General features: G+C 55.7%; 19 protein-coding genes. 7 read left to right on the forward strand and 12 right to left on the reverse strand.

The window, feature by feature from the left end; genetic code table 11:
- Positions 1-81: 81 nt before the first annotated feature.
- Positions 82-675, reverse strand: a complete 594-nt coding sequence (locus INT33_RS14405) for a GNAT family N-acetyltransferase (RefSeq protein ID WP_192537766.1) — start codon at positions 673-675, stop codon at positions 82-84.
- 146 nt (positions 676-821) lie between these two features.
- On the opposite strand from INT33_RS14405, the gene INT33_RS14410 reads away from it, so the two are divergent.
- On the forward strand, positions 822-2,051 hold the full coding sequence (locus INT33_RS14410) for a nucleoside recognition domain-containing protein (RefSeq protein WP_126951126.1): 1,230 nt from the start codon (positions 822-824) through the stop codon (positions 2,049-2,051).
- A gap of 4 nt (positions 2,052-2,055) precedes the next feature.
- On the opposite strand, the gene INT33_RS14415 is transcribed toward INT33_RS14410, so the two are convergent.
- From INT33_RS14415 to INT33_RS14430, 4 genes are all read right to left on the reverse strand, one after another.
- Positions 2,056-3,249, reverse strand: a complete 1,194-nt coding sequence (locus INT33_RS14415) for a serine hydrolase domain-containing protein (RefSeq protein ID WP_193092236.1) — start codon at positions 3,247-3,249, stop codon at positions 2,056-2,058.
- Between the two features lie 48 nt (positions 3,250-3,297).
- Complete coding sequence (locus INT33_RS14420; protein ID WP_193092237.1) at positions 3,298-5,481, reverse strand: OsmC domain/YcaO domain-containing protein; 2,184 nt, start codon at positions 5,479-5,481, stop codon at positions 3,298-3,300.
- A 130-nt stretch (positions 5,482-5,611) separates the two neighbouring features.
- Positions 5,612-6,496, reverse strand: coding sequence for an alpha/beta fold hydrolase (locus tag INT33_RS14425; RefSeq protein ID WP_193092238.1), 885 nt, complete (start codon positions 6,494-6,496; stop codon positions 5,612-5,614).
- 64 nt (positions 6,497-6,560) lie between these two features.
- Positions 6,561-7,154 carry a TetR/AcrR family transcriptional regulator gene (locus INT33_RS14430; RefSeq protein ID WP_193092239.1) on the reverse strand — a complete coding sequence of 198 codons (594 nt, stop codon included), beginning with the start codon at positions 7,152-7,154 and terminating at the stop codon, positions 6,561-6,563.
- A 149-nt stretch (positions 7,155-7,303) separates the two neighbouring features.
- Between INT33_RS14430 and INT33_RS14435 the strand changes: the two genes are divergently transcribed.
- Genes INT33_RS14435 through INT33_RS14450 form a run of 4 tightly spaced genes read left to right on the forward strand, consistent with a single transcriptional unit; the run spans position 7,304 to position 13,795 of the window.
- On the forward strand, positions 7,304-8,560 hold the full coding sequence (locus INT33_RS14435) for an efflux RND transporter periplasmic adaptor subunit (protein ID WP_193092240.1): 1,257 nt from the start codon (positions 7,304-7,306) through the stop codon (positions 8,558-8,560).
- The gene (locus INT33_RS14440) at positions 8,560-11,655 is read left to right on the forward strand and encodes an efflux RND transporter permease subunit (RefSeq protein WP_193092241.1); all 3,096 of its coding nucleotides are present in this window, start codon (positions 8,560-8,562) and stop codon (positions 11,653-11,655) included. The genes INT33_RS14435 and INT33_RS14440 overlap by 1 nt, the downstream gene beginning before the upstream one ends.
- Positions 11,655-13,055 carry an ATP-binding protein gene (locus INT33_RS14445; RefSeq protein WP_193092242.1) on the forward strand — a complete coding sequence of 467 codons (1,401 nt, stop codon included), beginning with the start codon at positions 11,655-11,657 and terminating at the stop codon, positions 13,053-13,055. The genes INT33_RS14440 and INT33_RS14445 overlap by 1 nt, the downstream gene beginning before the upstream one ends.
- A gap of 35 nt (positions 13,056-13,090) precedes the next feature.
- Positions 13,091-13,795: a response regulator gene (locus INT33_RS14450; RefSeq protein WP_193092243.1), complete on the forward strand. Its 705-nt coding sequence runs from the start codon at positions 13,091-13,093 to the stop codon at positions 13,793-13,795.
- Here the strand turns inward: INT33_RS14450 and INT33_RS14455 are convergent.
- Positions 13,792-14,715 (reverse strand): alpha/beta hydrolase, encoded by a 924-nt coding sequence (locus tag INT33_RS14455; RefSeq protein ID WP_193092244.1) that lies wholly within the window; start codon positions 14,713-14,715, stop codon positions 13,792-13,794. The two genes, INT33_RS14450 and INT33_RS14455, sit on opposite strands and share 4 nt — an antisense overlap.
- A gap of 136 nt (positions 14,716-14,851) precedes the next feature.
- Here INT33_RS14455 and INT33_RS14460 point away from each other — a divergent pair, with 136 nt between their 5' ends.
- Together INT33_RS14460 and dauA are read left to right on the forward strand one after the other, a co-directional pair.
- Positions 14,852-15,265: a hypothetical protein gene (locus INT33_RS14460; RefSeq protein ID WP_192537779.1), complete on the forward strand. Its 414-nt coding sequence runs from the start codon at positions 14,852-14,854 to the stop codon at positions 15,263-15,265.
- A gap of 153 nt (positions 15,266-15,418) precedes the next feature.
- Positions 15,419-17,176, forward strand: coding sequence for a C4-dicarboxylic acid transporter DauA (gene dauA / locus INT33_RS14465; RefSeq protein ID WP_192537780.1), 1,758 nt, complete (start codon positions 15,419-15,421; stop codon positions 17,174-17,176).
- A 64-nt stretch (positions 17,177-17,240) separates the two neighbouring features.
- Here dauA and exaC read toward each other — a convergent pair whose 3' ends face one another.
- The 6 genes from exaC to INT33_RS14500 all read right to left on the reverse strand — a co-directional run bounded on the left by exaC (position 17,241) and on the right by INT33_RS14500 (position 26,156).
- On the reverse strand, positions 17,241-18,761 hold the full coding sequence (gene exaC / locus INT33_RS14470) for an acetaldehyde dehydrogenase ExaC (protein WP_193092245.1): 1,521 nt from the start codon (positions 18,759-18,761) through the stop codon (positions 17,241-17,243).
- Positions 18,762-18,998: 237 nt separating this feature from the next.
- The gene (locus tag INT33_RS14480) at positions 18,999-21,242 is read right to left on the reverse strand and encodes an ATP-binding protein (protein ID WP_192537782.1); all 2,244 of its coding nucleotides are present in this window, start codon (positions 21,240-21,242) and stop codon (positions 18,999-19,001) included.
- Positions 21,229-21,744, reverse strand: coding sequence for a molybdopterin-dependent oxidoreductase (locus INT33_RS14485; protein ID WP_192537783.1), 516 nt, complete (start codon positions 21,742-21,744; stop codon positions 21,229-21,231). Before INT33_RS14485 ends, INT33_RS14480 begins: the two co-directional genes overlap by 14 nt.
- 257 nt (positions 21,745-22,001) lie before the next feature.
- Positions 22,002-22,430 carry a universal stress protein gene (locus INT33_RS14490; RefSeq protein ID WP_193092246.1) on the reverse strand — a complete coding sequence of 143 codons (429 nt, stop codon included), beginning with the start codon at positions 22,428-22,430 and terminating at the stop codon, positions 22,002-22,004.
- Positions 22,431-22,441: 11 nt separating this feature from the next.
- Positions 22,442-25,042 carry a TRAP transporter permease gene (locus tag INT33_RS14495; protein ID WP_192537785.1) on the reverse strand — a complete coding sequence of 867 codons (2,601 nt, stop codon included), beginning with the start codon at positions 25,040-25,042 and terminating at the stop codon, positions 22,442-22,444.
- A gap of 133 nt (positions 25,043-25,175) precedes the next feature.
- Positions 25,176-26,156 (reverse strand): TAXI family TRAP transporter solute-binding subunit, encoded by a 981-nt coding sequence (locus INT33_RS14500; protein ID WP_192537786.1) that lies wholly within the window; start codon positions 26,154-26,156, stop codon positions 25,176-25,178.
- Positions 26,157-26,262: the final 106 nt, after the last annotated feature.

Raw genomic sequence — 26,262 nt, forward strand, 5'->3', positions numbered from 1 at the left:
TAAATTAAGGCCCCAAAGCCCCTGACGCTTTATCGTGTCAGGGGCTTTTTTCTTCAAGACGCGGATAAATTACGGTTTACATCAGGGTGTGCGATAGCTTTCCAGCTTGCTGTTTAGATGCATGCGCACGGCAGGCCATTCCGAGGCAATAATCGAATACACCACGGTGTCGCGTAGCGAACCGTCACGCATGATCTGATGGCTACGCAGAATGCCATCCTGTTTGGCCCCTAGACGTTCAATCGCCTGGCGCGATGCCTGGTTAAAGAAATGTGTACGCAGCTCGACCGCCACCGCCTCTGAGGCTTCAAATAGATTCTGCAGCATCAGAAACTTGCACTCAGTATTCACGGCCGTACGCCGAACCGACTGCGAATACCACGTATAGCCGAGCATCGCGCGTCGGTTAGGGGCATCGACCTGATAAAATCGCGTGGTGCCGACAATATCACCACTTATTTTATGGCGTACGGCATAGGCAATATTGCCCGTTTTCGCATCTTCTATCGCGCGTTCAACATAGGCGCCTATTTCATCCGGTTGAGGCACACTGGCGTACCAGATTTTCCACGCTTCCCCCTCGGCAACTGCCTGCTGTAGCGGCTCGATGTGCCCTGAGTGCAAATGTTCAAGAACTATATGTTCGCCTTCCAGCTGCTGCTCTTTAATAAACATGGTCACTGTTCCCCTGTCGTAATCCTAACGCTCAATAATCCCATTAGCATCGCATTAACCGTTGGTAAGCCGCTACTGTGGCACCGGCACAAATTAGGTAGGATAGCCGCCACGTTTTATTTATCTGTTCAGGATCATCACCCGCCATGCTCAATGGAATCTGGTTAAGCTTTTTTATGGCCGCGTTTGCCGGCGCGCTCTGGCAGTGGCTGGTGGGTGGGGATGGCGAAGTTTTCGCGCGCCTGGTGCAGTCGCTTTTCGATATGGCCAAGGTGAGCGTGGATATCATCCTGGTGTTGCTGGGTGCCATGACGCTTTGGCTGGGGTTTTTATCCATTGCCGAAAAGGCGGGCATGATTCGCCTGCTAGGCCGGGTGCTGGACCCGCTTTTTTGCCGGTTGATGCCGGAAGTGCCCCGGGGCCACCCGGCGATGGGCCTGATCAGCATGAACTTTGCGGCCAATATTCTGGGGCTGGATAACGCCGCCACGCCCATTGGGATAAAGGCCATGCATTCGCTGCAATCGCTTAATCCCAGCCGCGATACGGCCAGCAACGCCCAGATCCTGTTTCTGGTGCTCAACACCTCATCGCTGACCCTCTTGCCCGTCACCATTTTCATGTACCGCGCCCAACAGGGTGCCGCCGATCCAACGCTCGTGTTTCTGCCTATTCTACTGGCCACCAGTGCTTCCAGCTTCGTGGGGCTATTGGCGGTGGCCCTGGTTCAGCGTTTAAAGCTCTGGCACCCCACGGTGCTTGCCTACTTTGCCGTGGCGGCCCTTGGCCTGGGCCTGCTGATTACCACTCTGGCCGGGCTTTCCGCCGAGGCGCTGGCCGCAGCCTCGACGCTGGTGGGTAACCTGACGCTGTTCAGCATTGTCATCATGTTTTTGGTGGTGGGCGCCTTGCGGGGCGTCAAGGTATATGACGCCTTTATCGAAGGGGCGAAGGAAGGGGTGAGTTTTACCCTGACGCTCTTGCCTTACCTGATCGCCATGCTGGTAGCCGTAGGCGTCTTACGCGCCAGCGGCGTTCTGGATGCAGGACTTGCCGGCGTGCGCTGGCTGGTAGAAGGGTTTGGGTGGGACACGCGCTTTGTGGATGCATTGCCTACCGCGTTTATCAAGCCGCTTTCCGGCGGCGGCGCGCGGGCGATGATGATCGAGACCATGAACAACTTCGGCGTGGACAGCTTCCCGGGGCTATTGGCGGCCACGTTGCAAGGCAGCACCGAGACCACCTTTTACGTACTGGCGGTCTATTTTGGCGCAGTGGGCATCAGCCGTATTCGTCACGGTTTGGGGTGTGCATTGATCGCCGATGCCGCGGGTATCCTCACGGCAATCGGCGTGTGTTACTGGTTCTTCGGCTAGGCGCTTACTGACTTTCACCCGCCAGATGATCGCTTAGCGCGTGGAAGAACTGGGTGATCGGGACGATTTCGAAGGCTTCAGCCTTGGGCTGGGCGCTGGTCATGGCGATCACCATGTCGTTGTCCGGGTCGATGAACACCCACTGGCCAAAGATGCCTACCGCCGAGAAGGCGCCCTCGCCTTCCGGCCACCAGGAGTAGCCGTACTCGACCTCTTCGCCGCCGATCTCATGGGGCCTTGCCGACTCCGCCACCCAGCCTTCGGGCAGCACGTTGGGCTCGTTATACTCATCCAGCACAAACTGCCCAAAGCGAGCATAGTCTTTGAGCGTGATCAAAAGCCCACTGCCGCCAATCTCCTGGCCGTCCTCGCTATCCAGCCACCACTTGGCATCGGTTTCCATGCCGTAACCGGCCCAGATCTTCTCGGATAGATACTCCGAGGCGCTCTTGCCCACCGCACCGTTGATGATCGCCGAGAGCAGCTGGGTTTCGCCGGTGCTGTAGTTCCACACCTCACCAGGCTCACCGGCGCGCTCGAGGCTGCCCATGAACTCTAAAAGCGCACCGGGACGCTGCTCAAGCTGCACTTCGAGCATCTGGCGGCGCTGGGACTCCGGATCAGCGTAGGTTTCATCCCAGGCAACACCGGAGGCCATCAGCAGAATCTGCTCGACGGTGACGTCGTCGTAAACGCTGCCCTCGAGTTCGGGCACGTACTTGCTGACGGCATCATCCAGGCTTTCGATATGGCCGTCGTTGAGCGCCGCGCCAATCAGCGTCGAGGAGATCGACTTGGCGATCGACATTGACATCCAGGGCGTCTTAGCCGTATTGCCCAAAGCGTACTGCTCGAACACCACATCGTTGTCGTGCACCGCCATCAGGCCGCTCACCCGGTTGAGCGCCATGAAGTCGTAAATATCATAGGTCACGCCTTCATGGGTGAGCGAAAAATCCTCGAGCGAGGTGTCGCGCGTGCCGAACTCATGCGGGGCGCTTGCCGCCTTGACCGTACGGGTCGGAAAAAGCCGGTCGATATGGCGGGAAAGCTCCACCTGTTCGTCGGGCATCATGCGCCCGCTGTAGAGCTTGCGCACCTCAGCCTGGCTCTGCTCAGAGCTCTGGGCAAGGCTTGCGCTTGAAACAAGCGTGAGCGCCGCCGCGATCAAGGGCGAGCGATAGGTCATCGAAGTCATGGCATTCCCATTAAATAAGTGAAAACCAAGCGCGATCAAGCGCCGAACTTACTTAGCTCGAGCCGCCCGCGCGGCGTGAAGCTTCTTGTAGCTTTCAATCAAACGTTGATGACGTTCCAGGCCTTCTAACTGCATGTTAGTGGGTGTTAGACCATGGAAACGCACTTCACCGCTTACCGAGCCCACAACCGCCGCCATGGTCTCTTCGCCAAACATGCGCTGGAAGTTGGGCAGGTAGTCGTCGATTTCAAGCTCATCGTCGAGCGCGATTTCCAACACCGCGTTCACTGCCTGGTAGAACAGGCCACGTTCGACGGTGTTGTCGTTGTACTGCAAGAACATCTGTACGCAGTCCAGCGCCTCTTCATGACGGCCAAGCGCCAGATAGATCAGCAGTTTCAGCTCGAGAATGGTGAGCTGGCCCCAAACGGTGTTCTCGTCGAACTCGATGCCGATCAACGTGATGATATCGGCGTGGTCATCCATCTGGCTCTCTTCAAGGCGCTCGACCAGATTGAGCAGCTGGTCATCCTCCAGGCGGTGCAGGTTGAGGATATCCTCGCGGTAATCGAGCGCTTTATTGGTGTTGTCCCAGATCAGATCCTCGATCGGGTACACTTCGGAGTAGCCCGGCACCAAAATGCGGCACACCGGTGCGCCGAGGTCTTCGTGAACCGACATATACACCTCGGCCCCCAGCTCCTCGAAGATGCCGAACAGCGTTTCAGCCTCTTCTTCGTTGGTGCCGGAGAAGTCCCATTCACTGAACTCGAAATCGGCCTTGGCGCTGAAGAAGCGCCAGGAAACCACGCCCACCGAGTCGATGAAGTGCTCGACAAAGTTGTTGGGCTCGGACACCGTCTGCGAATTGAAGGTGGGTAGCGGCAAGTCGTTGAGACCTTCGAAACTGCGCCCCTGCAAAAGTTCGGTCAGGCTGCGCTCGAGCGCCACTTCAAAGCTTGGGTGGGCGCCGAAGGAGGCGAAAACGCCGCCGGTGCGCGGGTTCATCAACGTCACACACATCACCGGGAACTGCCCGCCCATGGAGGCGTCTTTCACCAGCACCGGGAAGCCCTGGGCCTCTAGCGCCTTGATGCCTTCTACAATGCTGGGGTATTTCGCGAGCACATCCTGCGGCACGTCCGGCAGGGTCAGTTCTTGCTCAAGAATCTCGCGCTTCACCGCCCGCTCGAAGATTTCCGACAGGCATTGCACCTGGGCTTCCACCAGCGTGTTGCCCGCGCTCATGCCATTGCTCAGGAACAGGTTTTCAATCAGATTCGAGGGGAAGTAAACCGTCTCGCCATCCGACTGACGCACAAAGGGTAGCGAGACGATCCCGCGGTCTTCCCGCCCGGAATTGGTATCGATCAGGTTGGAGCCTGCAAGCTCGCCTTCCGGGTTGTAGATGGCAAGACAGTGCTCGTCGAGGATTTCTTCGGGCAGTTCGTCGTTTGGCCCAGGCTTGAACCACTTCTCATTGGGGTAGTGCACGAAGTCGCTACCCGCGATTTCTTCACCAAAGAACTGGTCGTTATAGAAGAAGTTGCAGCTCAAGCGCTCGATAAACTCTCCGAGCGCCGAGCACAGTGCACTCTCCTTGGTCGCGCCTTTACCGTTGGTAAAGCACATGGGTGAGGCCGCATCGCGAATATGCAGCGACCACACGTGGGGCACGATATTGCGCCAGGAAGCGATCTCGATCTTCATGCCAAGCTCGGCCAGCAGCGCGCTCATATTGGCGATGGTATCTTCAAGGGGTAAGTCCTTCCCCTCGATATAAGTGCGCTCGCTGCCTTCCGGCGCGCCCATCAGCAGCGCCTGGGAATCCTCATCGATATTCTCGACGACCTCGATCTGAAACTCAGGTCCAGTTTGAACGACCTTCTTGACCGTGCAACGGTCAATCGAGCGCAGGATGCCTTGACGATCTTTCTCGGAAATATCGTCGGGAAGCTCGACCTGAATCTTGAAGATCTGCTTGTAGCGGTCTTCCGGGTCGACGATGTTGTTCTGGGAAAGGCGGATATTCTCGGTAGGAATGTCCCGCGCGTTGCAGTACACCTTCACGAAGTAGGCCGCGCACATGGCGGATGACGCCAGGAAGTAGTCGAACGGACCAGGCGCCGAGCCGTCGCCCTTGTAGCGAATCGGCTGGTCTGAAATAACGGTGAAGTCGTCGAATTTAGCCTCCAGGCGGAGGTTATCGAGATAGTTGACTTTGATTTCCATGAGCGGGCATCCGGAGCAATGAGTGTGCCTGGGCTGTTAAAACTGAGTCTTTATAAACAGGGCCCTTGGCGAATTGCCGCCCATTATCCAGTTTTTGACCCGCTTCGTCTTGGTAAGTCTCGTTAAGTGCTTATTCAGCGCTGAGCAGAAATGCCAATGCTTCGTCCAGCAGCACCTCAGGAATTTCTTCAGCAATATAGTGGCCGCAGGGCAGCGCCTTGCCTTCAACCTGAGTCGCCACCTTGTGCCATTCGCTGAGTGCATCAAAGTTGGCTTCAATCGCGCCTTCAGCGCCCCACATCACTTTTAACGGGCAGGTAAGTTTTACACCTGCGTCGATATCGGCCTGATCGTGGACTAAGTCGATCGTGGCGCTGGCGCGGTAGTCGCCGCAGATGCCGGTTGCGGTGCCGGGCAGTGCCAGGCACCGCTCGTATTCCGCCAGGGCTTCCGAGGTAAACGGTGTCATCCCGGCACTGCGCGCGCCCATCACACTTTTAAGGTATTGGGTGGGGTCGCTATTGATCAGCATTTCGGGCAGGGGCTGGGGGCGAATCAGGAAGAACCAGTGCCAGTAACTGCGTGCAAACGCCTCATTGGTGCCGCGATACATGGCAAGGGTGGGCGCAATATCCAGAAACACCATGCGCTCAACGCGCTGGGCATAGTCAACGCCCAAGCGGTGGGCGACCCGCGCGCCGCGATCATGCGCCAGCACCTTGAAGCGCTCGAACCCCAGACCACTCATCAGCTCGGCCATATCGGTCGCCATAGTGCGCTTGGAATAATTGAGATGCTCGACGTCATCGTCGGGTTTGCCGCTATCGCCGTAGCCGCGCAAGTCGCCAGCAATGACGGTGAAGTGCTGGGCAAGCGACTCAGCCACCTTATGCCAAATCACATGGGTTTGCGGGTGGCCGTGAAGTAGCAGGAGTGCGGGGCCGTTCCCGCCCATGCGAAAGGCGATCTCGACGCCGTTGACCTGACGGGTGTGTTTTTCATAGCGGGTAAACATGGCGGACTCCTGCACGGAATAAATAAGCACACCAGGCAGTCTACGCCACCTCAAGGATAACTCGTCAGCCCGCAGGCGGAGTGAGCACCTGTTCGAATAACAGCGTCTCAAAGACTTCCATGGGCGCTTCTGACTTAAGCGTTTTGGCGCGTAGAATGGCCCCTTCCCAGCCGCAGAGAATAAAGCTTGCCAGCCGATGCGCATCCAGCGCTTTTGGGAGTAAGCCCTGGGCTTGGGCATCCTGTAAACAGCGCGCAAAACGCTCTTCCCAGCGTTGGAAGGCGCTGTTAAGCGCTTCACGAAAACGGTCGCTTTGACCGGCCAGTTCCTGGCCTAAATTACCAATCAGACAACCGGTCGCATGGTCGCACTCGCGCATGTACGTTCGGCCAGCGGCAAAGTAACGCTGCAAGCGCTCTAGCGGTGGCGTCTTCGAATCTTCAAGCAGGGCCACTAAACTCTCATCGTAATCATTGGCAAAGCGCTCAATGACCGCCAACCCAAAATCTTCTTTACTGGAGAAGTAATGGTAAAACGACCCTTTAGGCACGTCGCACGCTTTAAGAACGGCATTGATGCCCGTTGCGTTATACCCTTGCTGGGCAATCAGCTCGGCACCGGTATCAATTAACTTATCGCGGGTGGCGGTGTTTTTCATACGCGTAAAAAAGACTCGTGGGTCGGCAATTATTCCAATGTGGATAGATCACGCCATTAAAAAGCCGCAGATACTACCGGCTTGCGAAGGGTTGCACGCTATTTTCATAATGCTTACCCAATCGCTGCGAACCAATGCGTGATGCTAGCATGATACGCTTGTTTGTCTGGAATTTTCGCTCTTACGACGGATACCCCGTGTTGATAAAATCGCTTAGCTCTTGTTCCTCATCCCAACAGGGTCGTATTCGTTTTGGCGCCGTGGCAGCCCTGCTGGTTTTTGCGGTTGGCTTGGCCAGCGCCTGGTGGATTATTAGCCAGCCACCGCGTATTGAGCGACGTCCACCGCCACAACCAACGCCACCGGTGGTCGATGTCATCACGCTTACCCAAAGCACCCAGTCGCCTGCCCTCAGCGGTTTTGGCCGCGTTGAAGCCGAGCAGACCGCTATGCTGGCAAGCCGCGTGGCAGGCCAACTGGAGCGCTTTGCTGAAAACGTGCTGCCCGGTCAGGTCGTCGAGGAAGGCGCGCCGGTTGCGTATATCGATCAGGCTGATTTACGCCTGACACTTGAAGATGCCGAAGCCCAGCTAAGCAACGCACAAGCCCAGCTTGCGCTGGAAAATGCTGAGCAGCAGCGGGCACGCAGCGAATATGAATCGTTTGGCCGTCAGCTGTCAGCCGAGCGGCGCGCTTTGGTGCTGCGTGAACCTCAGCTGCGCCAGGCCCAGGCCCAACTGACCCAAGCGCGCGTAGTGCGTGACCAGGCAGCGCTCAATCTGGAGCGGGCCACGCTTATCGCGCCTTGGCGGGCCATGGTCCAGGAGCGCCTGGTGGGCGCGGGCAGCCTTCTCAGCCAGGGAACCGAGATCCTTAATCTTGTCGGCGTCGAACAGTTCTGGGTACGCGCCTCGTTGCCCGGCGATGCGCTTGAGTGGCTGGAGCCTGGCAGCGCGGTCAGCCTTTCAAGCCGAGGCTGGCCCATCGATGCCACCCGTCAGGGAACGCTGATCTCCATTTTGCCCAATCTTGAAGAAAGCGGCCTGCAGGCACAGCTGTTGATCGCCGTCGATGACCCGCTAGCGCTGGATACCGATGGCCCGGCACTGCGCCTGGGCGATATCATGCGCGTGTCGTTTCAGACCCAGTCCCATGAAGAATTGATTGCACTGCCCTCGGCTGCATTGCGCCCTGGCGAGCGTGTCTGGTGGGTGGATGAAGAGGGCCAACTGCATAGCAGCATCGTAACGCTTGCTTATCGCGGAGAAGAGCAAGCCCTGGTGCGTAGCGGCCTGCAGGCCGGCCAACGGGTTGTCACCTCAGGACTCGCCCAACCCCGTGAAGGCCAGCAGGTACGCATTCGCCAGCGCGGCGATACCCCGGCAAGCGATAGGGAGAATATCTGATGCGCCGCGGCCCGCTTGCCTGGATGATCGACCATGGCGTTGCGCCTAACCTTCTGATGCTGCTGTTTATTGTGGGTGGCCTTATGGCCTCGCTCGCGATTAAAAAGGAAGTCTTCCCTGAGTTTGAAATTGAAATCGTTCAGGTCAGCATCAGCTATCCCGGCGCTACCCCAGAGGACGTAGAGCAAAGCCTGCTGCTGCCCGTTGAGGCGGCGGTGTCGAATGTAGAAGGTATTGATGAGCTGACATCAACCGCTGGCGAAGGCAGCGGTATGGTCAGCGCGACACTGATTGATGGCGTTGACGTGATGCGCGTTTATCAGGATATTCAGCAGTCGGTTAATGCGATCACTACGCTGCCCAACGCCGCCGACCCGCCACGTTTCACGCTGGCCGGGCGCTCACGCAGCGTGGTAAGCCTTCAGGTTTATGGGTCGGTAGGGCTCGCTGCGCTTCACGATGCCGCTGAAGATATCCGGGCCGAACTTCAGGCCGTAGAGGGCATTTCGCGAGCGGAGCTTTCCGGAAACCGTGAACGGGAAATTCAGATTCATCTGGATGAAGAAGCCATTGAACGCTTTGGGCTTGATCACCAGCAGCTTGCCGCGCGTATCGGCGAAGAAGCCTTGGACTTGGCAAGCGGGCAGCTAACCACCGCCGAAGGCGAATGGCTGGTTCGCTACCAAGGGCGGCGCAACAGCGCGGCTGAATTTGCCGACCTGCCGATTCTCACCACCGCTCAAGGGTCACCTATTCTGCTGGGGGATATTGCCGACGTCAGCAACGGCTTTGCGGAAACCGACCGGGAAGAGTTCTATAACGGAGAGCCGGGCCTGTCGGTCGATATCTATCAGATTGGTCACCAAACGCCGACCAGCATTTCAGAAGCGGTTTACGGCGAGTTGGAGCACCTGCGGGCAGCGCTTCCGCCCGGGGTTAGCCTGGATGTCTCGCGCGACAGTTCTGAAATATACGAAGACCGTCTTAGCCTGCTGTTGAAAAACGCCTGGATGGGACTGGCGCTCGTACTGGTGTTGATGGCGCTGTTTCTTGAAGCGCGGCTGGCCTTTTGGGTAACCCTGGGCATTCCGACAGCATTCTTGGGGGCCATGCTGTTTCTTCCCTGGATCGGCGTATCGCTAAACATGATGTCGATGTTTGCCTTCATCATTGCGCTGGGGATCGTGGTCGACGACGCGATTATGGTCGGCGAAAACATCTACAGCTATCGTGAAGAAGGCTACTCGCTGCGCGATGCGGCGGTAAAAGGTGCCAGCGAAATTGCCGTGCCGCTGACCTTTGCCATCTTGTCGAATATCGTCGCGTTTCTACCGCTGCTGTTTTTACCCGGCTTTTTGGGCATGCTGTTTGCGACCGTGCCGGTCGTGGTCATCACCGTGTTTCTGATTTCCTGGGCAGAAGCGCTGTTTATTCTCCCCGCGCACCTGGCCCACAGCCGCAAGCCGCGTGAAACACCGGCCTGGCAGCGGCCACTGGAAGCGGTGCGTCAACGCATGCAGAGCGGCTTACACCACTTTACCTACCGCCAGTTTGAGCCTTTTCTACAGCGTGCGCTCAATCAGCGCCTGCTAAGCGTCGCGCTAGGAGTAGCGGTGCTGGTCGTGGCTCTCGCCTGGATAATGAGCGGGCGGCTGGGTTTCTCGCTGATGCCCCGCGCGGAGTCGGATCAGGTTCAAGCAACCGTCACGCTGCCCATTGGCACCAACATCAGCGTTAGCCGGGAGCTTAGTCAGCAGTTGCTTAATGCCGCTCAGACATTGAGCGAGCAGGAAGACACGCTCAGCTTTAGCAGCACGCGCAGCCGCCTAGACGGCGAAGAGCTACAGGTCAGGCTTGATATCGCAAATGATAGCCTGGAAGCCTGGCCACCCTCGCGTATTGCGCGTGAGTGGCGCACGCTTGCCGGAGACTTGGTCGGCGCTCAGTCGGTGCGTTTTGAATCCGATTTTGGAGGCCCCGGCAGTGGCGCGGCGCTTAGCCTACGTCTGTCTCACCCCGACACTCAGGTGCTTGAAGCGGCCGCTTCACGGCTTGCCGATGAGCTGGGTGAGTACGGGCTAACCGATATCGATAGCGGTATTGGCGATGGTAAGCCGCAGCTGGAAATGCGCCTTTCCGCAGAAGGTCGGGCGCTGGGCCTTACCGGCAGCGACTTGGCCCAGGCACTGCGTGGCCCCTTGCAGGGTGCTACCGCTGTTGAGCAGTTTGTCGGGCGCCGCGAGATTAGTGTGGAAGTTCGCTTGCCAGAAGCCGACCGCGATAGCTTAAACGAGCTTTACCGCATGCCCGTTCGCACGCCGGACGGGCTTAGCGTGCCGCTTTCCCGCGTGGCGGATATTACCCTCAGCCAGGCCTCCAGCAGCCTACAGCGTATTGATGGCCGACGGATCATTACCGTGACGGCCGATGCCGAAGGTGATAGAACCATTAATCAGGTGTTGGCAACACTGCAGGAAGACGTTTTCCCGATACTTGAGAACACCTGGCCAGGGCTTGAGGTCAGCTTGGGCGGGCGCCAGCAGGATACCGCTGACAACCTTGCTACGCTGCGCACCGCCATGTGGCTTATGCTGGCGGCCCTCTACGCGCTGTTGGCAATTCCGTTCAGGAGCTATCTGCAGCCTTTGCTGGTGCTTGCGGCGATCCCCTTTGGTATTGTCGGTGCGGTGATGGGGCATATCATCATGGGGTTTGGGCTTTCGATTATCAGCCTGCTGGGTATGCTGGCGCTCTCCGGGGTGGTGATCAATGACGCTCTGGTGCTGATCGATTACGCCAACCGCAAGCGGCGCGAAGGCATGGCCCCGCGGGAAGCCATTGTAGCGGCGGCCACCCGGCGTTTACGTCCTATCATGATGACCACCCTAACCACCTTTTTAGGTCTGGCGCCGATGATTCTCGAAACCTCCCGCCAGGCGCGCTTCATGATCCCGATGGCCATATCGCTTGGCTTTGGGATGATTTTTGCGACCGCTATTTTGCTGGTTCTGGTGCCGTGTCTCTATCTGGGCATGGAGAACTGGCGCGAGCGATTGAGCATGCCACGTCAACCTGGCCAGGAAGGCACCACCTGATGGTTTTTTCGTTTCCCAAATGGCGGCCCTCACGGCTGGGCTTAAAGCTGTTTGCGGCCATATTAAGCGTTAACGTGGCCATTTCAGCCAGCATGTTCCTGGCGGTTTCCTACAGTATCGATCGTGGCTTTCTCGATTACTTAAGTCAGGCCCAGGAGCGCCGTGCCATGCTGCTGGCCGATGGCTTGATTACCCGCTGGGAAACGCAGAACAACTGGCAATGGCTGGAAAACAAGCCCCGCCGCTGGCCGAATATTGTGCGCTTTGAGCTAGGCCAGGAAGACCGCGAGCGCCCTTCCCCGCTGGGTGAAGCCCGGGATTTTGCGCTACGTGCCCCCGACGGCCGGTTTGTTATCCCGCCCATGGATAATCGAACGGGCTCGAGCGATTGGCGCTGGCTAACGCTTTATAGCAACGATCTGGAAATCGGCGAGCTAGGGTTTCGTCCGCCTCAGCAAATGCTTGAGCGCATGGAAAATCACTTTTTAGAGCGCCAGCAGCGCAATTTGATGATTATCGTCATCTCGATTGGCCTGGCCTCACTGCTGCTGGCAGCCGGGCTCTCCTGGTGGCTGAGCCGACGCACGCGTGCCCTGGCCATTGCGACACGGCGTCTCACCGAAGGCAATTATCACTCCCGCCTGCCCGAGCGTGGCCGCGACGAGCTTTCGCGTCTGGCGCGGGACTTTAACGTTTTGGCAGCGACTCTTGAAGCCAACCGGGACGCGCGCTCGCGCTGGGTATCCGATACGGCTCACGAGCTACGTACGCCGCTTGCCGTATTGCGTGGTGAAATTGAGGCCATGCAGGATGGCATTCGCCCTCTGAATCAGGAAAATCTGTTTTCTCTTGCCCAGGAAGTGGCTCAGCTCGAACGTCTGGTCGCCGATTTACGTCTGCTCTCGCAAAGTGATGCCGGGGCGCTGGATATTCATTTAGCCCCGATGGATCTTAGCGAAAGCCTGACCAGTCGCCTTGAGGACGCCGACCGCTGGCTCAAGGAAAGCGGCCTTACCCTGACCACGCATATTGCCCCCGGCGTTATGATTCACGGCGATGCTCAGCGCCTGCATCAGCTATGGAATAATCTGCTGGATAACAGCTGCGCCTATACCGATGCCCCAGGCAAACTTCAGGTGACGCTTGGCATCCAACACCATCATGCGGTGATTACCTGGCAAGATAGCGCACCCGGTGTGCCCGAAAGTGAGCTTGTGCGGCTTACCGAGCGTCTTTACCGGGTAGAGGGGTCGCGTAACCGTGCCAGCGGCGGCAGCGGTTTAGGGCTTTCGATTGCCAGCGCGCTGGTCAATGCTCACGGGGCAACGCTTAAGGCCACAAACACCCAGCTCGGCGGCCTTTGCTGGACGCTGCGTTTTCCGTTGCTCACTGCCCATTAATACTCACTGTTCATTAACTACTGAGCGAGTCCACTATGTCGCATGACGCCTCGTTGTTGATCGTTGAAGACGAACCCAAAATTGCTCGCCTGATGGATGACTACTTAAGTTCTCATGGCTATGCCGTGACCACGCTTGGTCATGGTGACGAAGTGCTTCCCTGGCTACAGGAAAACTCCCCCAAGCTAATCCTGTTAGACGTTATGCTGCCCGGCAAAGATGGCCTCACGCTATGCCGGGAAATACGCCAGCTGTGGCCTACGATCGCCATTATCATGGTCACCGCCAAGGTAGAGGAGGTGGATCGCCTGCTAGGGTTAGAGCTGGGCGCCGATGACTACATCTGTAAACCCTTTAGCCCCCGCGAAGTGGTGGCCAGGGTAAAAGCCGTGCTACGCAGAAGCCAAGCCCTTGCTGAACAAGTCACGGCGGATCAACCTGAAACACTGGCGCCGGTCACTCTCAACGAAGATGGCTGGCAAGCCCTAGCCCATGGCCATGATATAGGGCTCACTGCGGTTGAATTTCAGCTGCTGCGGGTGATGATGCAATCGCCGGGGCGAATCTTTAGCCGTGAGCAGCTAATGGATCACATGTACCGCGATAACCGCATCGTGTCAGAGCGCACCGTGGATAGCCATATTAAAAAGTTACGTAAAAAAATCACTGAAGCCCTCCCCGAGCAGGAGATCATTCGCTCAGTGTATGGGGTAGGATATAAGTATCAGCCAGAGGGCTAATCGTTTGTATCAACCTGGCGATTCAAAAAAGCAATGGCCGCTTTCATGGCGCTGCCGCGGAATATAAAGCTGGCTAAATGGCCACGCCATGGCTGGAGATAAAGCTCGCTCGGGGTTCCTTGAGCTTGTAGAGCCCGATAAAAATCAGTGGCATGGTCGACGGGCACCAGCCTGTCCCACTTGCCATGGAACAGGAAAAACGGCGGCGCTTGAGGGATTAGCTGGCGAGCGGGAGATGCCAGCGTATAGGCTTCGGTTTTCTCGGCGCGCGTGCCGCCTATAAAATCAACCACCAGCGGGCCATCATCGAATTTCAGCAAATCACTTGGAAGCCCACCCGCCACCACGGCGGCTAGCCGGGTATGCTCGCCGCCATAAGGGGCCGCGAGTGGGCCTTCAGCCCCCGCCACGGCTAGCAGACTTACCAGATGCGCCCCGGAAGAGTAACCAACCCCCACTACTCTGTCGGTGTCTATACGCCACTCTGCCGCATGGGCGTGAAGCCAGTTCATGGCTTGCTCTAGATCGTAAAGCTGAGCGGGAAACTGATACTCAGGGGCAAAGCGATACTCGATGTTGATCGTGACATAGCCCTGCTCTGCCAGCTGTTCAGCAATCCCCTGCATATCGTTTGGACCACGATTGCGCCATCCCCCGCCGTGAACAATCAACGCCGCCGGGCGACGTTCCAAGCCTTGGGTATGGGGAAGCAGTACTTGAGCATTGAGCATTTGCGGCCAATCAGCCGGGGTATAAGGCTGCGGATCAAGACGCTCAAAGGTCACGGTATCACGCGGTGAGACACGCTGCTCAATAGCCGATTGATCGTTATGAACATAGTGCGTTGCAGTGCATCCACCAAGCAGCAGAGCAAGCGTGCCCAAGCCAAGGTAGCGGCAAACAAAACGGGCGTATGGCATTTATCATTCCTTATGCGAAGAAAGTGTTTAGCAAATAGCCATAGTCCACCAACATCACCGTTATTGCACACTCCGTGCATACGATTTGCACTTCGCCGCTTGATACTGACATCGTCAACTTACCAAGAGGTACGTTATGAAAATGTCATTACGTCAGGTTTTTGCTCCCGCTCTGCTTGCTTTCGCGCTAACGCCGCTCGCTTTTGCAGCCCAGGCAAACCAACACGAAGACCATGCCTCAGAGGTTGATCGTGAAGCATTCCAACAGCGCATGGAAGAGCGCCGCCAGGAAGTATATGAGCGTGCTGGATTAGATGAAGAGCAGCAAACGGCCCTTAATGAGCTGAACGCTGAACACTATCAGGCCATGCAGGCATTGCGTGAAGAGCACCACGAAAAAGTCGCGGAACTTCTTTCTGAAGAAGAACGCGACGCTTTAAAAAATGCCATGCAAGAGGTGCGCGAAGAGCACCGTGGCGACGGTAAAGGCCACGGCCGCCGCGGTGAGCATGACCATCACGAAAGAAACGCGGAAACTGCCAGCGAGTAAGCCATTTAATCGCTATATTTCTAGAACGCCCGGCCATCACCGGGCGTTTTATTTTTTGTGCCTTAAGGGCACCGCACTAACGTCCGATTGTGCAAATTTGAGGTCAGGAGTAGCGTAAAGCGTATATCTATTCGCCACTCAAGAGGCCTACCCATGTCCCGCGCGAATCGCCCCTCGGACTATGTGTTTCCGATGCCTGGCAGCGCATTGCTTAACGCCTGGCGTGAAGGCTATACGCTCGGCATGTTGAAGCGCGATGTGATGGCGGGTCTCACCATTGGCGTGGTAGCGGTGCCGCTTTCCATGGCGCTGGCGATTGCGATTGGCGTACCGCCTCAACATGGGCTTTATACCGCTATCGTGGCGGGTGCGGTAATCGCCTTGACGGGTGGCTCACGGTTTAACATCTCAGGCCCCACGGCGGCCTTTGTAGTCATTCTATTTCCTATCGTTGCCCATCACGGTTTGGGCGGGCTACTAATTGCCACGCTGATGGCCGGGGCAATTCTGGTTGCACTCGGGCTTTCACGCCTGGGCAGCCTGATTCAGTATGTCCCCTACCCGGTAATTCTAGGCTTTACGGCAGGTATTGGCGTGGTGATCGCACTGCTACAACTGCCTGATTTTCTAGGCTTATCCGGTGTCGAGCTGGGTGACAGCACCCTGCATAATTTGATGCTGATCAGCCAGGCACTGCCCGGCCTGTCGCTGGCAGATATCAGCGTCGGACTTGCTACCCTAGCCACACTATTGATCTGGCCGCGTCTAAAAACGCCGATTCCAGCGCCGCTGGTTGGATTAACGGTGGGCACGCTGGCAGCTTTTTTGCTGACCCTGGGCGGCATTGAGGTCGACACTATCGCCTCACGGTTTAGCTGGGAGTTTCAAGGCGAAAACGGCAATGGCATTCCGCCCTTTGCGCCAAGCGTTGCGCTGCCGTGGCATTTTCTGGGGGAGGATGGCACGCCGCTTGAAATCAACTTCGCCTTGATTCAGTCGTTACTTGGCCCGGCGCTTGCCATCGCCTTGTTGGCGGCGATCGAATCACTACTGTGCGCGGTTGTGGCCGACGGTTTGACCCGCACACGTCACAACCCGAATGCCGAACTGATCGGTCAGGGACTGGGCAACATGGTAGTCCCTTTCTTTGGTGGCATAACCGCGACCGCAGCGCTTGCCCGTACCGCTACCAATATCAAAAGCGGGGCGTTTTCGCCGATAGCCGCACTGGTACATTCGCTGGTGGTACTGTTGGCCGTAGTCGTCCTGGCGGGCGTGCTGGGCTACGTTCCCATGGCGGCGTTGGCAGCCTTACTGTTTATCATTGCCTGGAACATGAGCGAAGCACGCCACTTTGTTCACACGCTGAAAAGCGCCCCCGCAAGCGATGTATGGGTACTAGTGATCTGCTTTCTGCTCACCGTCATTTTCGACATGGTGATAGCGGTAGCTGTCGGCATAGGCCTAGCCGCCGCTCTGTTTATTCGCCGGATGGCGCAGTTGACCAATACCCAGCGCTTCACCGCGCCGGATACGCACGCGCAATACCCAGCTGAAGTGGCGCATTACAAGATCACGGGACCGCTGTTTTTTGGCGCTGCTGAAAAGGCTATTGCGACACTGCGCATGATTGATCACAGCGTGCGCATTATCGTGTTGGATATGCGCGATGTGCCCAGCCTGGATACTACCGCCATGGTGGCGCTGGATACATTGCGTCGCGAACTGAGCGAACAGAAAGTGGGCATTATCTTCGTCGGGCTACCGCCGCGCATGATGTTAAAAATCAAACGTGCTGGCATACGTCGCGAAATGGGCAAGCTAGCTGTCGCGAGCAATCTGGCCCACGCTGAGCGGATAGCGCGCCTCTGGCTGGCAAGAAACGGTCACCCGGAAATCAATAACCAATAGCGGGTATCAGGGGACTAACAATCCCGCTCGGCAATACCGAGCGGGGGTAGCACGTAAGCGTGGTTTAGAAGAAGCCCAACGGATTGATGTCGTAACTAATCAGCAGGTTCTTGGTTTGCTGATAGTGTTCGAGGGCAACCTTGTGGGTTTCACGGCCGACGCCGGATTTCTTGTAGCCACCAAACGCGGCGTGAGCCGGGTATTGGTGATAGCAGTTGGTCCATACACGGCCGGCCTGGATGCCCCGGCCCATACGAAACGCCACGTTGATATCGCGACTCCATACACCCGCGCCCAAGCCAAACTCGGTGTCGTTGGCAATCGCGAGCGCCTCTTCTTCATCCTTGAAGGTCGTGACCGCGACTACCGGGCCAAAAATCTCCTCCTGGAAAACGCGCATTTTATTGTTGCCTTTAAGCAGCGTCGGCTGGATGTAGTAACCGCCGTTAATGCTGTCATCCAGGGTTTCTTTGTTGCCCCCGGTCAAGAACTCCGCGCCTTCTTCACGGGCAATCTCCATGTACGACATGATTTTGTCGAACTGTTCCTGAGAGGCTTGAGCGCCGACCTGAACATCGGTATCCAGCGGGTTACCACGCTTGATGGTTTGGGTGCGCTCCATCACTTTCGCCATAAACTCGTCGTACATGCTTTCCTGAATCAGCGCGCGCGATGGGCAGGTACATACTTCGCCCTGGTTAAAGAACGCCAGTACCAAACCCTCGACCGCTTTATCGATAAACGTCGGTTCGGCGTTCATGATATCGGCAAAGTAAATATTGGGCGATTTACCGCCAAGCTCTACGGTGGAGGGAATAATATTTTCAGCCGCGCATTTAAGGATGTGCGAGCCGACCGGGGTGGAACCGGTGAATGCGATCTTGGCGATGCGCTTGCTGCTGGCCAACGCTTGCCCAGCTTCGGCACCGAAGCCATTAACAATATTGACGACACCAGCGGGCAGCAAATCGCCAACCAGCTCGATGAGTACCAGCACGGAAGCCGGGGTTTGTTCGGCAGGCTTAAGTACCACGCAGTTACCGGCGGCAAGCGCGGGCGCCAGCTTCCAGACGGCCATTAAAATCGGGAAATTCCAAGGAATGATCTGCCCAACCACGCCTAGCGGTTCGTGAAAGTGGTAGGACACCGTATTGGCATCAATATCCGCAGCGCTGCCTTCCTGAGCGCGCAGGCAGCCTGCAAAGTAGCGGAAATGATCAACGGCCAGAGGGATATCCGCATTTAACGTTTCGCGAACGGCTTTACCGTTATCCCAACTTTCGGCTACGGCCAGCATTTCGATATTCTGTTCAATGCGGTCGGCGATTTTTAATAAAATATTGCTGCGTTCAGCAGCGGCGGTTTTACCCCAGGCAGGCGCTGCCTTGTGCGCAGCATCCAGCGCTTTATCGATATCCTCGGCGGTAGAGCGCGGGATTTCGCAGAATACCTGACCATTAACAGGGCTAACATTATCAAAGTATTGGCCGTTAACGGGAGGCACAAACTCACCGCCGATATAGTTGCCATAGCGTTTTTCAAATGAGACAACTGACCCGTTTTCACCTGGATTGGCATAGATCATGACAAGGCTCCTGAGTTTTATGATTATTAAACGTGCTTTGACAGTATTGTTTATTATTGGCTACGACGATAGAGCACGAGGACAGGATTAGCTCTCATCCCTTGGTAGAAGATAAGCACACGGCTCCAGAAGGCTGACGTTGTAAACCAGCGTTCAGTGTCTCTTGGTTTTCAGGATCCCGCTTTTCAGGTACTAGCTTTTCAGGTACTAGCTTTTCAGGTACTAGCTTTTCAGGTACTAGCTTTGTAGAACGTCGCGCCGCCACCGTTCAAGTTCTGTAAGCGTTCGAGCAGCGTTATGGCGTAATAAACTAAACACGCTGTCTAGCTGGCACGGGGTATGGCCCTCTTCATGGGCTAATAGCTCAAGATGCTGGGCATCATCCGCTAACTGCTCTGCGCCCATACTCAATGATTCACCGCGCAGCTGGTGCGCCAACCGCGCTACCTGTTGCAGCTGTTCATCAAACAGGCGTTCCGATGCCGCAAGGTAAGCCGCCAACTGTAAGAGATAATCGCTTACCTGCTGTTGATAAAGCACCATAAGCTGGATTAACCGCTCATCTCCCAGATTTTCCAGCAGCATATTCAGTGTGTTGATGTTGAGTAATGCGTGCTCTGGCGCATCTTCGTTTAACTGTTCGAGCGACGGTAGCAATAAATCTTGCCTTGACGACAATAGGTGCAGCGTAAGCACGTTACTCAGCGCTGATAAGGAGAGCGGTTTGGTAATATAGTCGTTCATACCCGCGGCAAGGCAGCGCTGGCGATCATTGCCGCCGGCGGTCATGGCCACAATAGGCACCTGAGCCAACCAGCCGCCCTGCTCTCGCAGGCGTTGGGTGACCATCAGGCCATCCATATCCGGTAGCTGAATATCCATGAAAATTAAATGCATCTGCAGAGACTGCGCCATGGTTAGCGCATCCTGACCATTCTCTGCACAGACCACATCGCACCCTAAGCGCGATAACAGGCTCGTCGCTACCTTGCGGTTGACCGCGTTATCTTCGACCAGCAGTAGCGTTGTACCCGCAAAGTCTCCCGCCGGCTCATTAGGCAGAGATGCGGTTTCCGGACTGGCCTTTACAAGCGGCAACTCACACCAAAAGGTACTGCCCTGCCCCGGCTGGCTCTGCACACCTAAACGTCCCTGCATGGCCTCGCTCAACCGCTTGCAAATGGCAAGCCCGAGGCCAGTGCCGCCATAGCGACGTGCAATTGAGGAGTTAGCCTGTTGGAAGGGTTCAAATAAAGTTTCCTGCTGCTCCTCGTTAAGCCCACAGCCGGTATCGATGACTTCGAGCAACAAGTTTTCAACCGTTGACGAGACATGAATATGTATTTCACCGTGGTCGGTGAACTTCGTCGCATTGGCCACCAGGTTCAGTAAGATCTGCCTGAAACGACCAGCGTCAATCATGATCCAAGGGGGCACCAAGGCATCAACATTTACCCTTAATACCAAGCCTTTCGCCTTCGCACGCGGCTCAAAGAGGGCCACTACGCTATCAATCAAGGGCTTTAGTGCCGTCGGTGTGGTTTCGAGTGTTAAGTGGCCAGCTTCAATTTTAGAGAAATCGAGAATCTCATTGATCATGGCCAGCAGTTGGTTGGCGCTGTCGTGAATCGTCCGGGCATAATCTTCCACCTGAGCCGGGCTTGTCGGCTCGCGTAACAGCTCGCTCATGCCGATCACACCGTTAAGCGGCGTGCGAATCTCATGGCTTACCATGGCCAGAAAATCTGATTTAGCGTGGTTAGCAGCCTGGGCTTGCTCAGCAGTAACTTCCAACTGCCGACTTAGCTGCTCCTGCTCGCGCCTAGCGGCCGCGCTTTCACGCATTTCACGTAGCAAGAAGCCTATCACTAACAGCACGGCCAGACTCATACCCAGCAGCAGCGTCATTAAGAGCTTATAAAGCGTACTCAGCCATATGCGCTCTTCAGTGGCGGACTCTGCCAGGTAGCCGTTAATCGTAATTACAAATCGTTCAGTTAACTGCGTTAGCCTATCCAGTGCCGTTTCAAGCGAGCTAACGGGTAGTGATTCAAGCTCACTATACGGCGCAAACATGGTGTCCAGTGTTTCCATTTGCTGCTGTATGTGCGCCATTAATTCACTCGCATCACCAATGGCATGCAACAGCGTACTGACCTCACCCTCCTGAAGCAGCGTAAGGCGGCTGTATAACAGCTCAAAGCGCATGTTCAGTTCATTTTGCACCGGCGGTGTAATATCGGTTCGAGCTGTCGCAAGTAAATGGTTAAGAAGCTGCACCGCATCACGGTCAAGCTTATACACTACCCACGAGGTATCTTCGCGCAGGCTTTGGGTGAGGTTGTCCTGACGCCATGCGGCAAGTGCGGCAACCACGAGTGCTGCGGCAAACAGCAGCACGGTAATGATGGCCACCAGTTTTAGACGCCGGGGATAACGCAGTAGGCTGGGAGACTGCGTCACGGAGCTACTTAAGCGCATCAATACGCATCACCTGCCAAACAGCTCTAAAGCGCATTTTTTCATTTAATAAAGTGTCATCCTGATCAAACGGATACAGCACCCATAGCGGGCCATACTCACGGATAGGCATTGGCGCGTGGTTGCGCTCAAGTGCCAGTATTACGTCATACTCATAAAAATCACTGACAGGAATTTCAGCTTCGTAGCCATTCAGCGCCGCCACCCTTACCATCTCACTATTGGCGCCGACACGCTCCAGCAGATCGCGCATCAGTGGGCCAGAATAATAGCTGACGCCACTGGTCCAGGGCGTGCTCGTATCAAAACCGAACTGGGGAAGGTCTTTCAGCATTGCAAAGTCAAATCGCGCGCCTTCAAGCGCATTCTCTTGGGTAATATCGCCTCTAATTTCTAACAGCGCCGCGCCTTGGGGCGCTTCTAAAGCTGCTGATTCGCCAGCCACTCCCATTTGGGGAATGCACAAAGCCAGCAGTAGCCCTCTAACTAATAAGGCTTTCATCATTATTTCCTCATGGAGCCTGGATCTAAAATGTTGTAAACGAGCCATTAATAGAGACTCTATAAGAGTACGTGATCTCACTATTTAGGTCAGGCAAAACACGAGTTTTTTCATACGTCCGGATAGCAAAGGTAGTTAGCTGTTATGTGTCAATAAATTTAGTTTAACCAACAGGCATCGCCGCGCCTATAAAAAAACCCCAGCTTGGCTAAGCTGGGGTTTTTCAAAGCACCTGCCATTAAGCAAACGATGGATGCTTAACGCACGATCATGACCGAGACCTTGGCATGATGCACCACATGCTCGGCATTAGGTCCCAGCACATAGTCCACAAACTTATGCTTGGTATGCGAGGCCATCACGATAAGGTCGGCATCCAGCTGTTTACCGACCTTGGTGATCGCCTCCCAGGGGGACCCATCAACAATGATGCTCTGGGTTTGAATATCCTTCGGCACATTTTCTTGAATAAACGTATGCTGCGCCTCCTTCATGGCAGCATTCGCCTTTTCTGAGAAGTTTTTGGGAAAATAAGCCCCCACCATCGGCATCTTAAACTCCGGCAACACGCTGACAATATGCAGCGATGCACCGAAAGTCTGGCAAAGCGTTACCGCCGTAGGTAACGCTTTTTTCCAGGAGGCCTCTTCGTTCAAATCCACGGGCAGCAGTACTTTCTGGTACATAGCAACCTCCGTTACGCTTTGGCCATTGTGTCATCAGGTTCCTGACGACGCCTACGACGCTGCATAAGGACCACTAAGCCGAAGAGCCCCAAGGCAGGCAACCACATCCACTCTTTGGTCCAGCGGTTAACGGGCGCGAGAACTTCGGTAATTTCCTGATCGAAATCAAAGCCCAATTCGGCCGCGGGGCTACCAAACTCGACGAAATCGACCAGCGTTTGATCACCATCGACATAGAGCTCTATACCCAGATTTTCCAGGCGTTCTTGGCCCGTTTCACCGCTGGGTACCGGCACTAGAATGTAAGTCGACATGGGGGCGCCAAAAGCATCCTCACCGGCAATCTGCACGCGCAGGCTGCTGCCATCGTCCACACGCTCTAACGCATCGGCAAGCTGCGCGGGGGGTACCGACTCATAGGGGTCATGAATCTGATCCATCCAGAAGCCGGGGCGGAAAAGCGTAAAGGCGACCAGCAGTAACAGCAGCGATTCGTACCAGCGGTTACGTGTCAACATAAAGCCTTGGGTGCCCGCCGCGAAGATCAGCATGGCAATCGTCGCGACGATAAACACCACCACGCCCTGCATGACCGTAACATCGATTAACAGCAGATCCGTGTTAAAGATGAACAAGAACGGCAGCGCTGCCGTACGCAGACTGTAATAGAACGCTTGGAAGCCTGTGCGTAGCGGGTCGCCTCCCGAGATCGCCGCGGCGGCAAAGGAAGCCAGGCCCACCGGGGGGGTAACATCCGCCATAATGCCGAAGTAGAAGACGAACAGATGCACCGCAATCAGCGGCACAATCAGCCCGTTTTGCTGGCCCAGCAGCACAATCACCGGTGCCATCAATGCCGATACCACGATGTAGTTGGCCGTTGTCGGCAGGCCCATACCCAAGATCAGGCTCAGCAGCGCGGTAAGCAGCAGGATCATCATCAGGTTACCGCCTGATAAAATCTCAACGACATCCGCCAGCACCAGACCTACGCCGGTTTGCGATACGGCACCAACAATGATGCCCGCCGTGGCAGTTGCGATACCGATACCGATCATATTGCGCGCGCCGGTTACCAAGCCGTCCCACAGATCCAAAAAGCCCTCTTTAATGTCAGCGGCCATTTTGCTACGCCCACGGAAGATGGCGATAATCGGCCGCTGTGTCACCATGATAAAGATCATGAACATGGTCGCCCAAAACGCCGAAAGCCCAGGCGAAAGGCGCTCCACCATCAAACACCACACCAGCACAATAACCGGCAGGATATAGTGCAAGCCCACCATAACGGTCGGCCGGGTTTGCGGCAGTGTAATGATCTTGGAAGTCGGGTCGTCCATTTCCAGTTCAGGGTAGTTAGAGCTGATTTTTAAAAGCCCAACATAAATGAAGACCAAACCCACCGATACCACCCAAGGTGTTGACTCACCCAGCACCGGTTTTAGCCATCCCAAACCATAATAGACCGCCACCGACAGCCCCATTAGCAGCAGTAAGCCGGTCAAAAAGCCAATCACTTTATTAAGCAGTGGTCGCGCCGGGTTACTCGAAGGCAGCCCCGTCATATTGGCTTTCAAGGCTTCCAGGTGGACGATATAGATCAGCGCGATATACGAAATAACGGCGGGTAGAAACGCGTGCTTGATAACTTCTACATAAGGAATACCAACGTATTCAACCATCAGGAACGCTGCAGCACCCATAACCGGCGGCATGATCTGCCCGTTAACCGATGAAGATACTTCAACCGCCCCGGCTTTTTCAGAGCTAAACCCTACCCGCTTCATCATGGGGATAGTAAACGTACCGGTAGTCACCGTGTTGGCAATCGATGAACCTGAGATCAAGCCGGTCATGCCCGAGGCAACGACTGCCGCCTTCGCGGGCCCACCCTTAAGGTGGCCCAGCATTGAAAATGCGACTTTAATAAAATAGTTACCCGCACCCGCTTTATCGAGCAGTGCGCCAAACAAAACAAATAGGAATACGAAGCTTGTGGATACACCTAGCGCAATACCGAAGACACCTTGTGTTCCCAGCCACTGATGATTGATCAAACCACCCAGGCTAACCCCCCGGTGAGCCAGAATACCCGGCATATAGGGGCCAAATAGGGAATAGCCGATAAACAGAGCGGCAACGATCATCAACGGAGGCCCAAGGGCACGTCGAGTGGCTTCCAGCAGCATCACAATGCCCAGTATCCCGATCACAATATCCTGGGTAATGGGTCGCCCCGGGCGTTGCGCCAGGTCCGAATAAAAAATAAACAGATAGGCACCGCAAAACGCGGCTACTGCTGCAAACGCCCAGTCTTGCAGAGGGATACGATCACGCGGGGAGCGCTTTAGCGCCGGGTAGGCCATAAAAGCCAAAAAGAGCGCAAATGCTAAGTGAATGGAGCGTGCTTCGGTAGCACTAAAAACGCCGAAGCCGACAATATAAGGAAGTGGCGATGCAATCCATAGCTGAAACAGCGACCAAACAGCTGCGATACTTACCAGCAGCTTACCGGGTACGCCGTGAGGCTTCCTTGCCCCTGAGTCACTGGAGGCGACCATATCATCCAGGTCGCTTCCAGTGGCTGCCGTGGGTTGTTTGTCATCACGCATACGCTTGCCCTGCCTAATGGTCAGCGCTGATTGTCAGCGCTTTCAACAAGAAGCGCGGACACTCCAGGTGCCCGCGCTTTGCACTTCAAAAACGATCGCTATTGGCCTTGGCTAATAGCGTCATGGCTATGCCTTACTCGATCCAGCCACGCTCACGGTAGTAACGCTCAGCGCCGTCATGCAGCGGGGCGGTTAAACCATCAGAGATCATGTCTTCTTCGTTAAGGTTTTCAAATGCCGGGTGCAGGCGTTTGAAACGATCGAAGTTTTCGAACACGGCTTTAACGGTTTCGTAAACGATATCTTCATCTACGTCAGCGGAGGACACGAACGTTGCTGCGACGCCGAAGGTTTCAACATCTTCATCGTTACCACGGTACAGGCCGCCTGGAATAACCGAACGCGTGTAGTAGGGGTATTCTTCGATCAGGCTGTCGATCTCATCGCCGGTAACAGACACCAGGCGCGCATCAATTGTGGTGGTCGCTTCCTGGATAGAACCATTGGGATGGCCTACTACATACACCATGGCATCGATATTGTTGTCAGACAGCGCAGAAGCCTGCTCTGCTGCGTCTAGCTGAGATGCCAGTGAAAAAGTATCTTCGTCCCAACCGAACGCGTCCATGACGACGTCCATGGTGTTACGCTGACCAGAACCTGGGTTACCAATATTAACGCGCTTGCCAGGGAAGTCGCTGATATTCTCGATACCGGAATCTGCGCGGGCAACCACGGTCAGCGGCTCACCATGCATAGTGAAGACAGAACGCATGTCTTCCCACGGGCCTTCTTCTTCGAAGTTGGCTTCACCATTATAGGCGCGGAATTGAACGTCAGACTGAACAACACCCATGTCCAGCTCACCGCTCTTCATGCCGTTGACGTTAGCGACAGAGCCACCGGTTGAAGGCGCGTTACAGCGAATATTGTGATCTTCACTACCGCGGTTCACCATGCGGCATACCGACTGGCCTACGACGTAGTAAACGCCGGTTTGGCCACCGGTACCAATTGTGATATAGCGCTCTTGGGCGACGGCCGGAGCAGCAAACGTGGCCGCTGCAATCAACGCGCCCGAAAAGGCGGCGGTAGAAAATACATGGCGATTCATAAACACACCTCTATCTTGATGTTGTGAGCGTTATGCGCTTTGAAACCACCTGTCGATCCGTTCCCTCAGGTGAATTACGTTTCAAAACGTTTTCAAGACAAACTGT

Source organism: Halomonas colorata, assembly GCF_014897985.1.
GTDB classification, from domain to species: domain Bacteria; phylum Pseudomonadota; class Gammaproteobacteria; order Pseudomonadales; family Halomonadaceae; genus Vreelandella; species Vreelandella colorata.

Excerpts from the sequence above, each read along its gene's own strand:
- INT33_RS14405 (WP_192537766.1), bottom strand. The coding sequence starts at position 675 with ATGTTTATTAAAGAGCAGCAGCTGGAAGGCGAACATATAGTTCTTGAA.
- INT33_RS14410 (WP_126951126.1), top strand. The coding sequence starts at position 822 with ATGCTCAATGGAATCTGGTTAAGCTTTTTTATGGCCGCGTTTGCCGGC.
- INT33_RS14415 (WP_193092236.1), bottom strand. The coding sequence starts at position 3,249 with ATGACTTCGATGACCTATCGCTCGCCCTTGATCGCGGCGGCGCTCACG.
- INT33_RS14420 (WP_193092237.1), bottom strand. The coding sequence starts at position 5,481 with ATGGAAATCAAAGTCAACTATCTCGATAACCTCCGCCTGGAGGCTAAA.
- INT33_RS14425 (WP_193092238.1), bottom strand. The coding sequence starts at position 6,496 with ATGTTTACCCGCTATGAAAAACACACCCGTCAGGTCAACGGCGTCGAG.
- INT33_RS14430 (WP_193092239.1), bottom strand. The coding sequence starts at position 7,154 with ATGAAAAACACCGCCACCCGCGATAAGTTAATTGATACCGGTGCCGAG.
- INT33_RS14435 (WP_193092240.1), top strand. The coding sequence starts at position 7,304 with ATGATACGCTTGTTTGTCTGGAATTTTCGCTCTTACGACGGATACCCC.
- INT33_RS14440 (WP_193092241.1), top strand. The coding sequence starts at position 8,560 with ATGCGCCGCGGCCCGCTTGCCTGGATGATCGACCATGGCGTTGCGCCT.
- INT33_RS14445 (WP_193092242.1), top strand. The coding sequence starts at position 11,655 with ATGGTTTTTTCGTTTCCCAAATGGCGGCCCTCACGGCTGGGCTTAAAG.
- INT33_RS14450 (WP_193092243.1), top strand. The coding sequence starts at position 13,091 with ATGTCGCATGACGCCTCGTTGTTGATCGTTGAAGACGAACCCAAAATT.
- INT33_RS14455 (WP_193092244.1), bottom strand. The coding sequence starts at position 14,715 with ATGCCATACGCCCGTTTTGTTTGCCGCTACCTTGGCTTGGGCACGCTT.
- INT33_RS14460 (WP_192537779.1), top strand. The coding sequence starts at position 14,852 with ATGAAAATGTCATTACGTCAGGTTTTTGCTCCCGCTCTGCTTGCTTTC.
- dauA (WP_192537780.1), top strand. The coding sequence starts at position 15,419 with ATGTCCCGCGCGAATCGCCCCTCGGACTATGTGTTTCCGATGCCTGGC.
- exaC (WP_193092245.1), bottom strand. The coding sequence starts at position 18,761 with ATGATCTATGCCAATCCAGGTGAAAACGGGTCAGTTGTCTCATTTGAA.
- INT33_RS14480 (WP_192537782.1), bottom strand. The coding sequence starts at position 21,242 with ATGCGCTTAAGTAGCTCCGTGACGCAGTCTCCCAGCCTACTGCGTTAT.
- INT33_RS14485 (WP_192537783.1), bottom strand. The coding sequence starts at position 21,744 with ATGAAAGCCTTATTAGTTAGAGGGCTACTGCTGGCTTTGTGCATTCCC.
- INT33_RS14490 (WP_193092246.1), bottom strand. The coding sequence starts at position 22,430 with ATGTACCAGAAAGTACTGCTGCCCGTGGATTTGAACGAAGAGGCCTCC.
- INT33_RS14495 (WP_192537785.1), bottom strand. The coding sequence starts at position 25,042 with ATGCGTGATGACAAACAACCCACGGCAGCCACTGGAAGCGACCTGGAT.
- INT33_RS14500 (WP_192537786.1), bottom strand. The coding sequence starts at position 26,156 with ATGAATCGCCATGTATTTTCTACCGCCGCCTTTTCGGGCGCGTTGATT.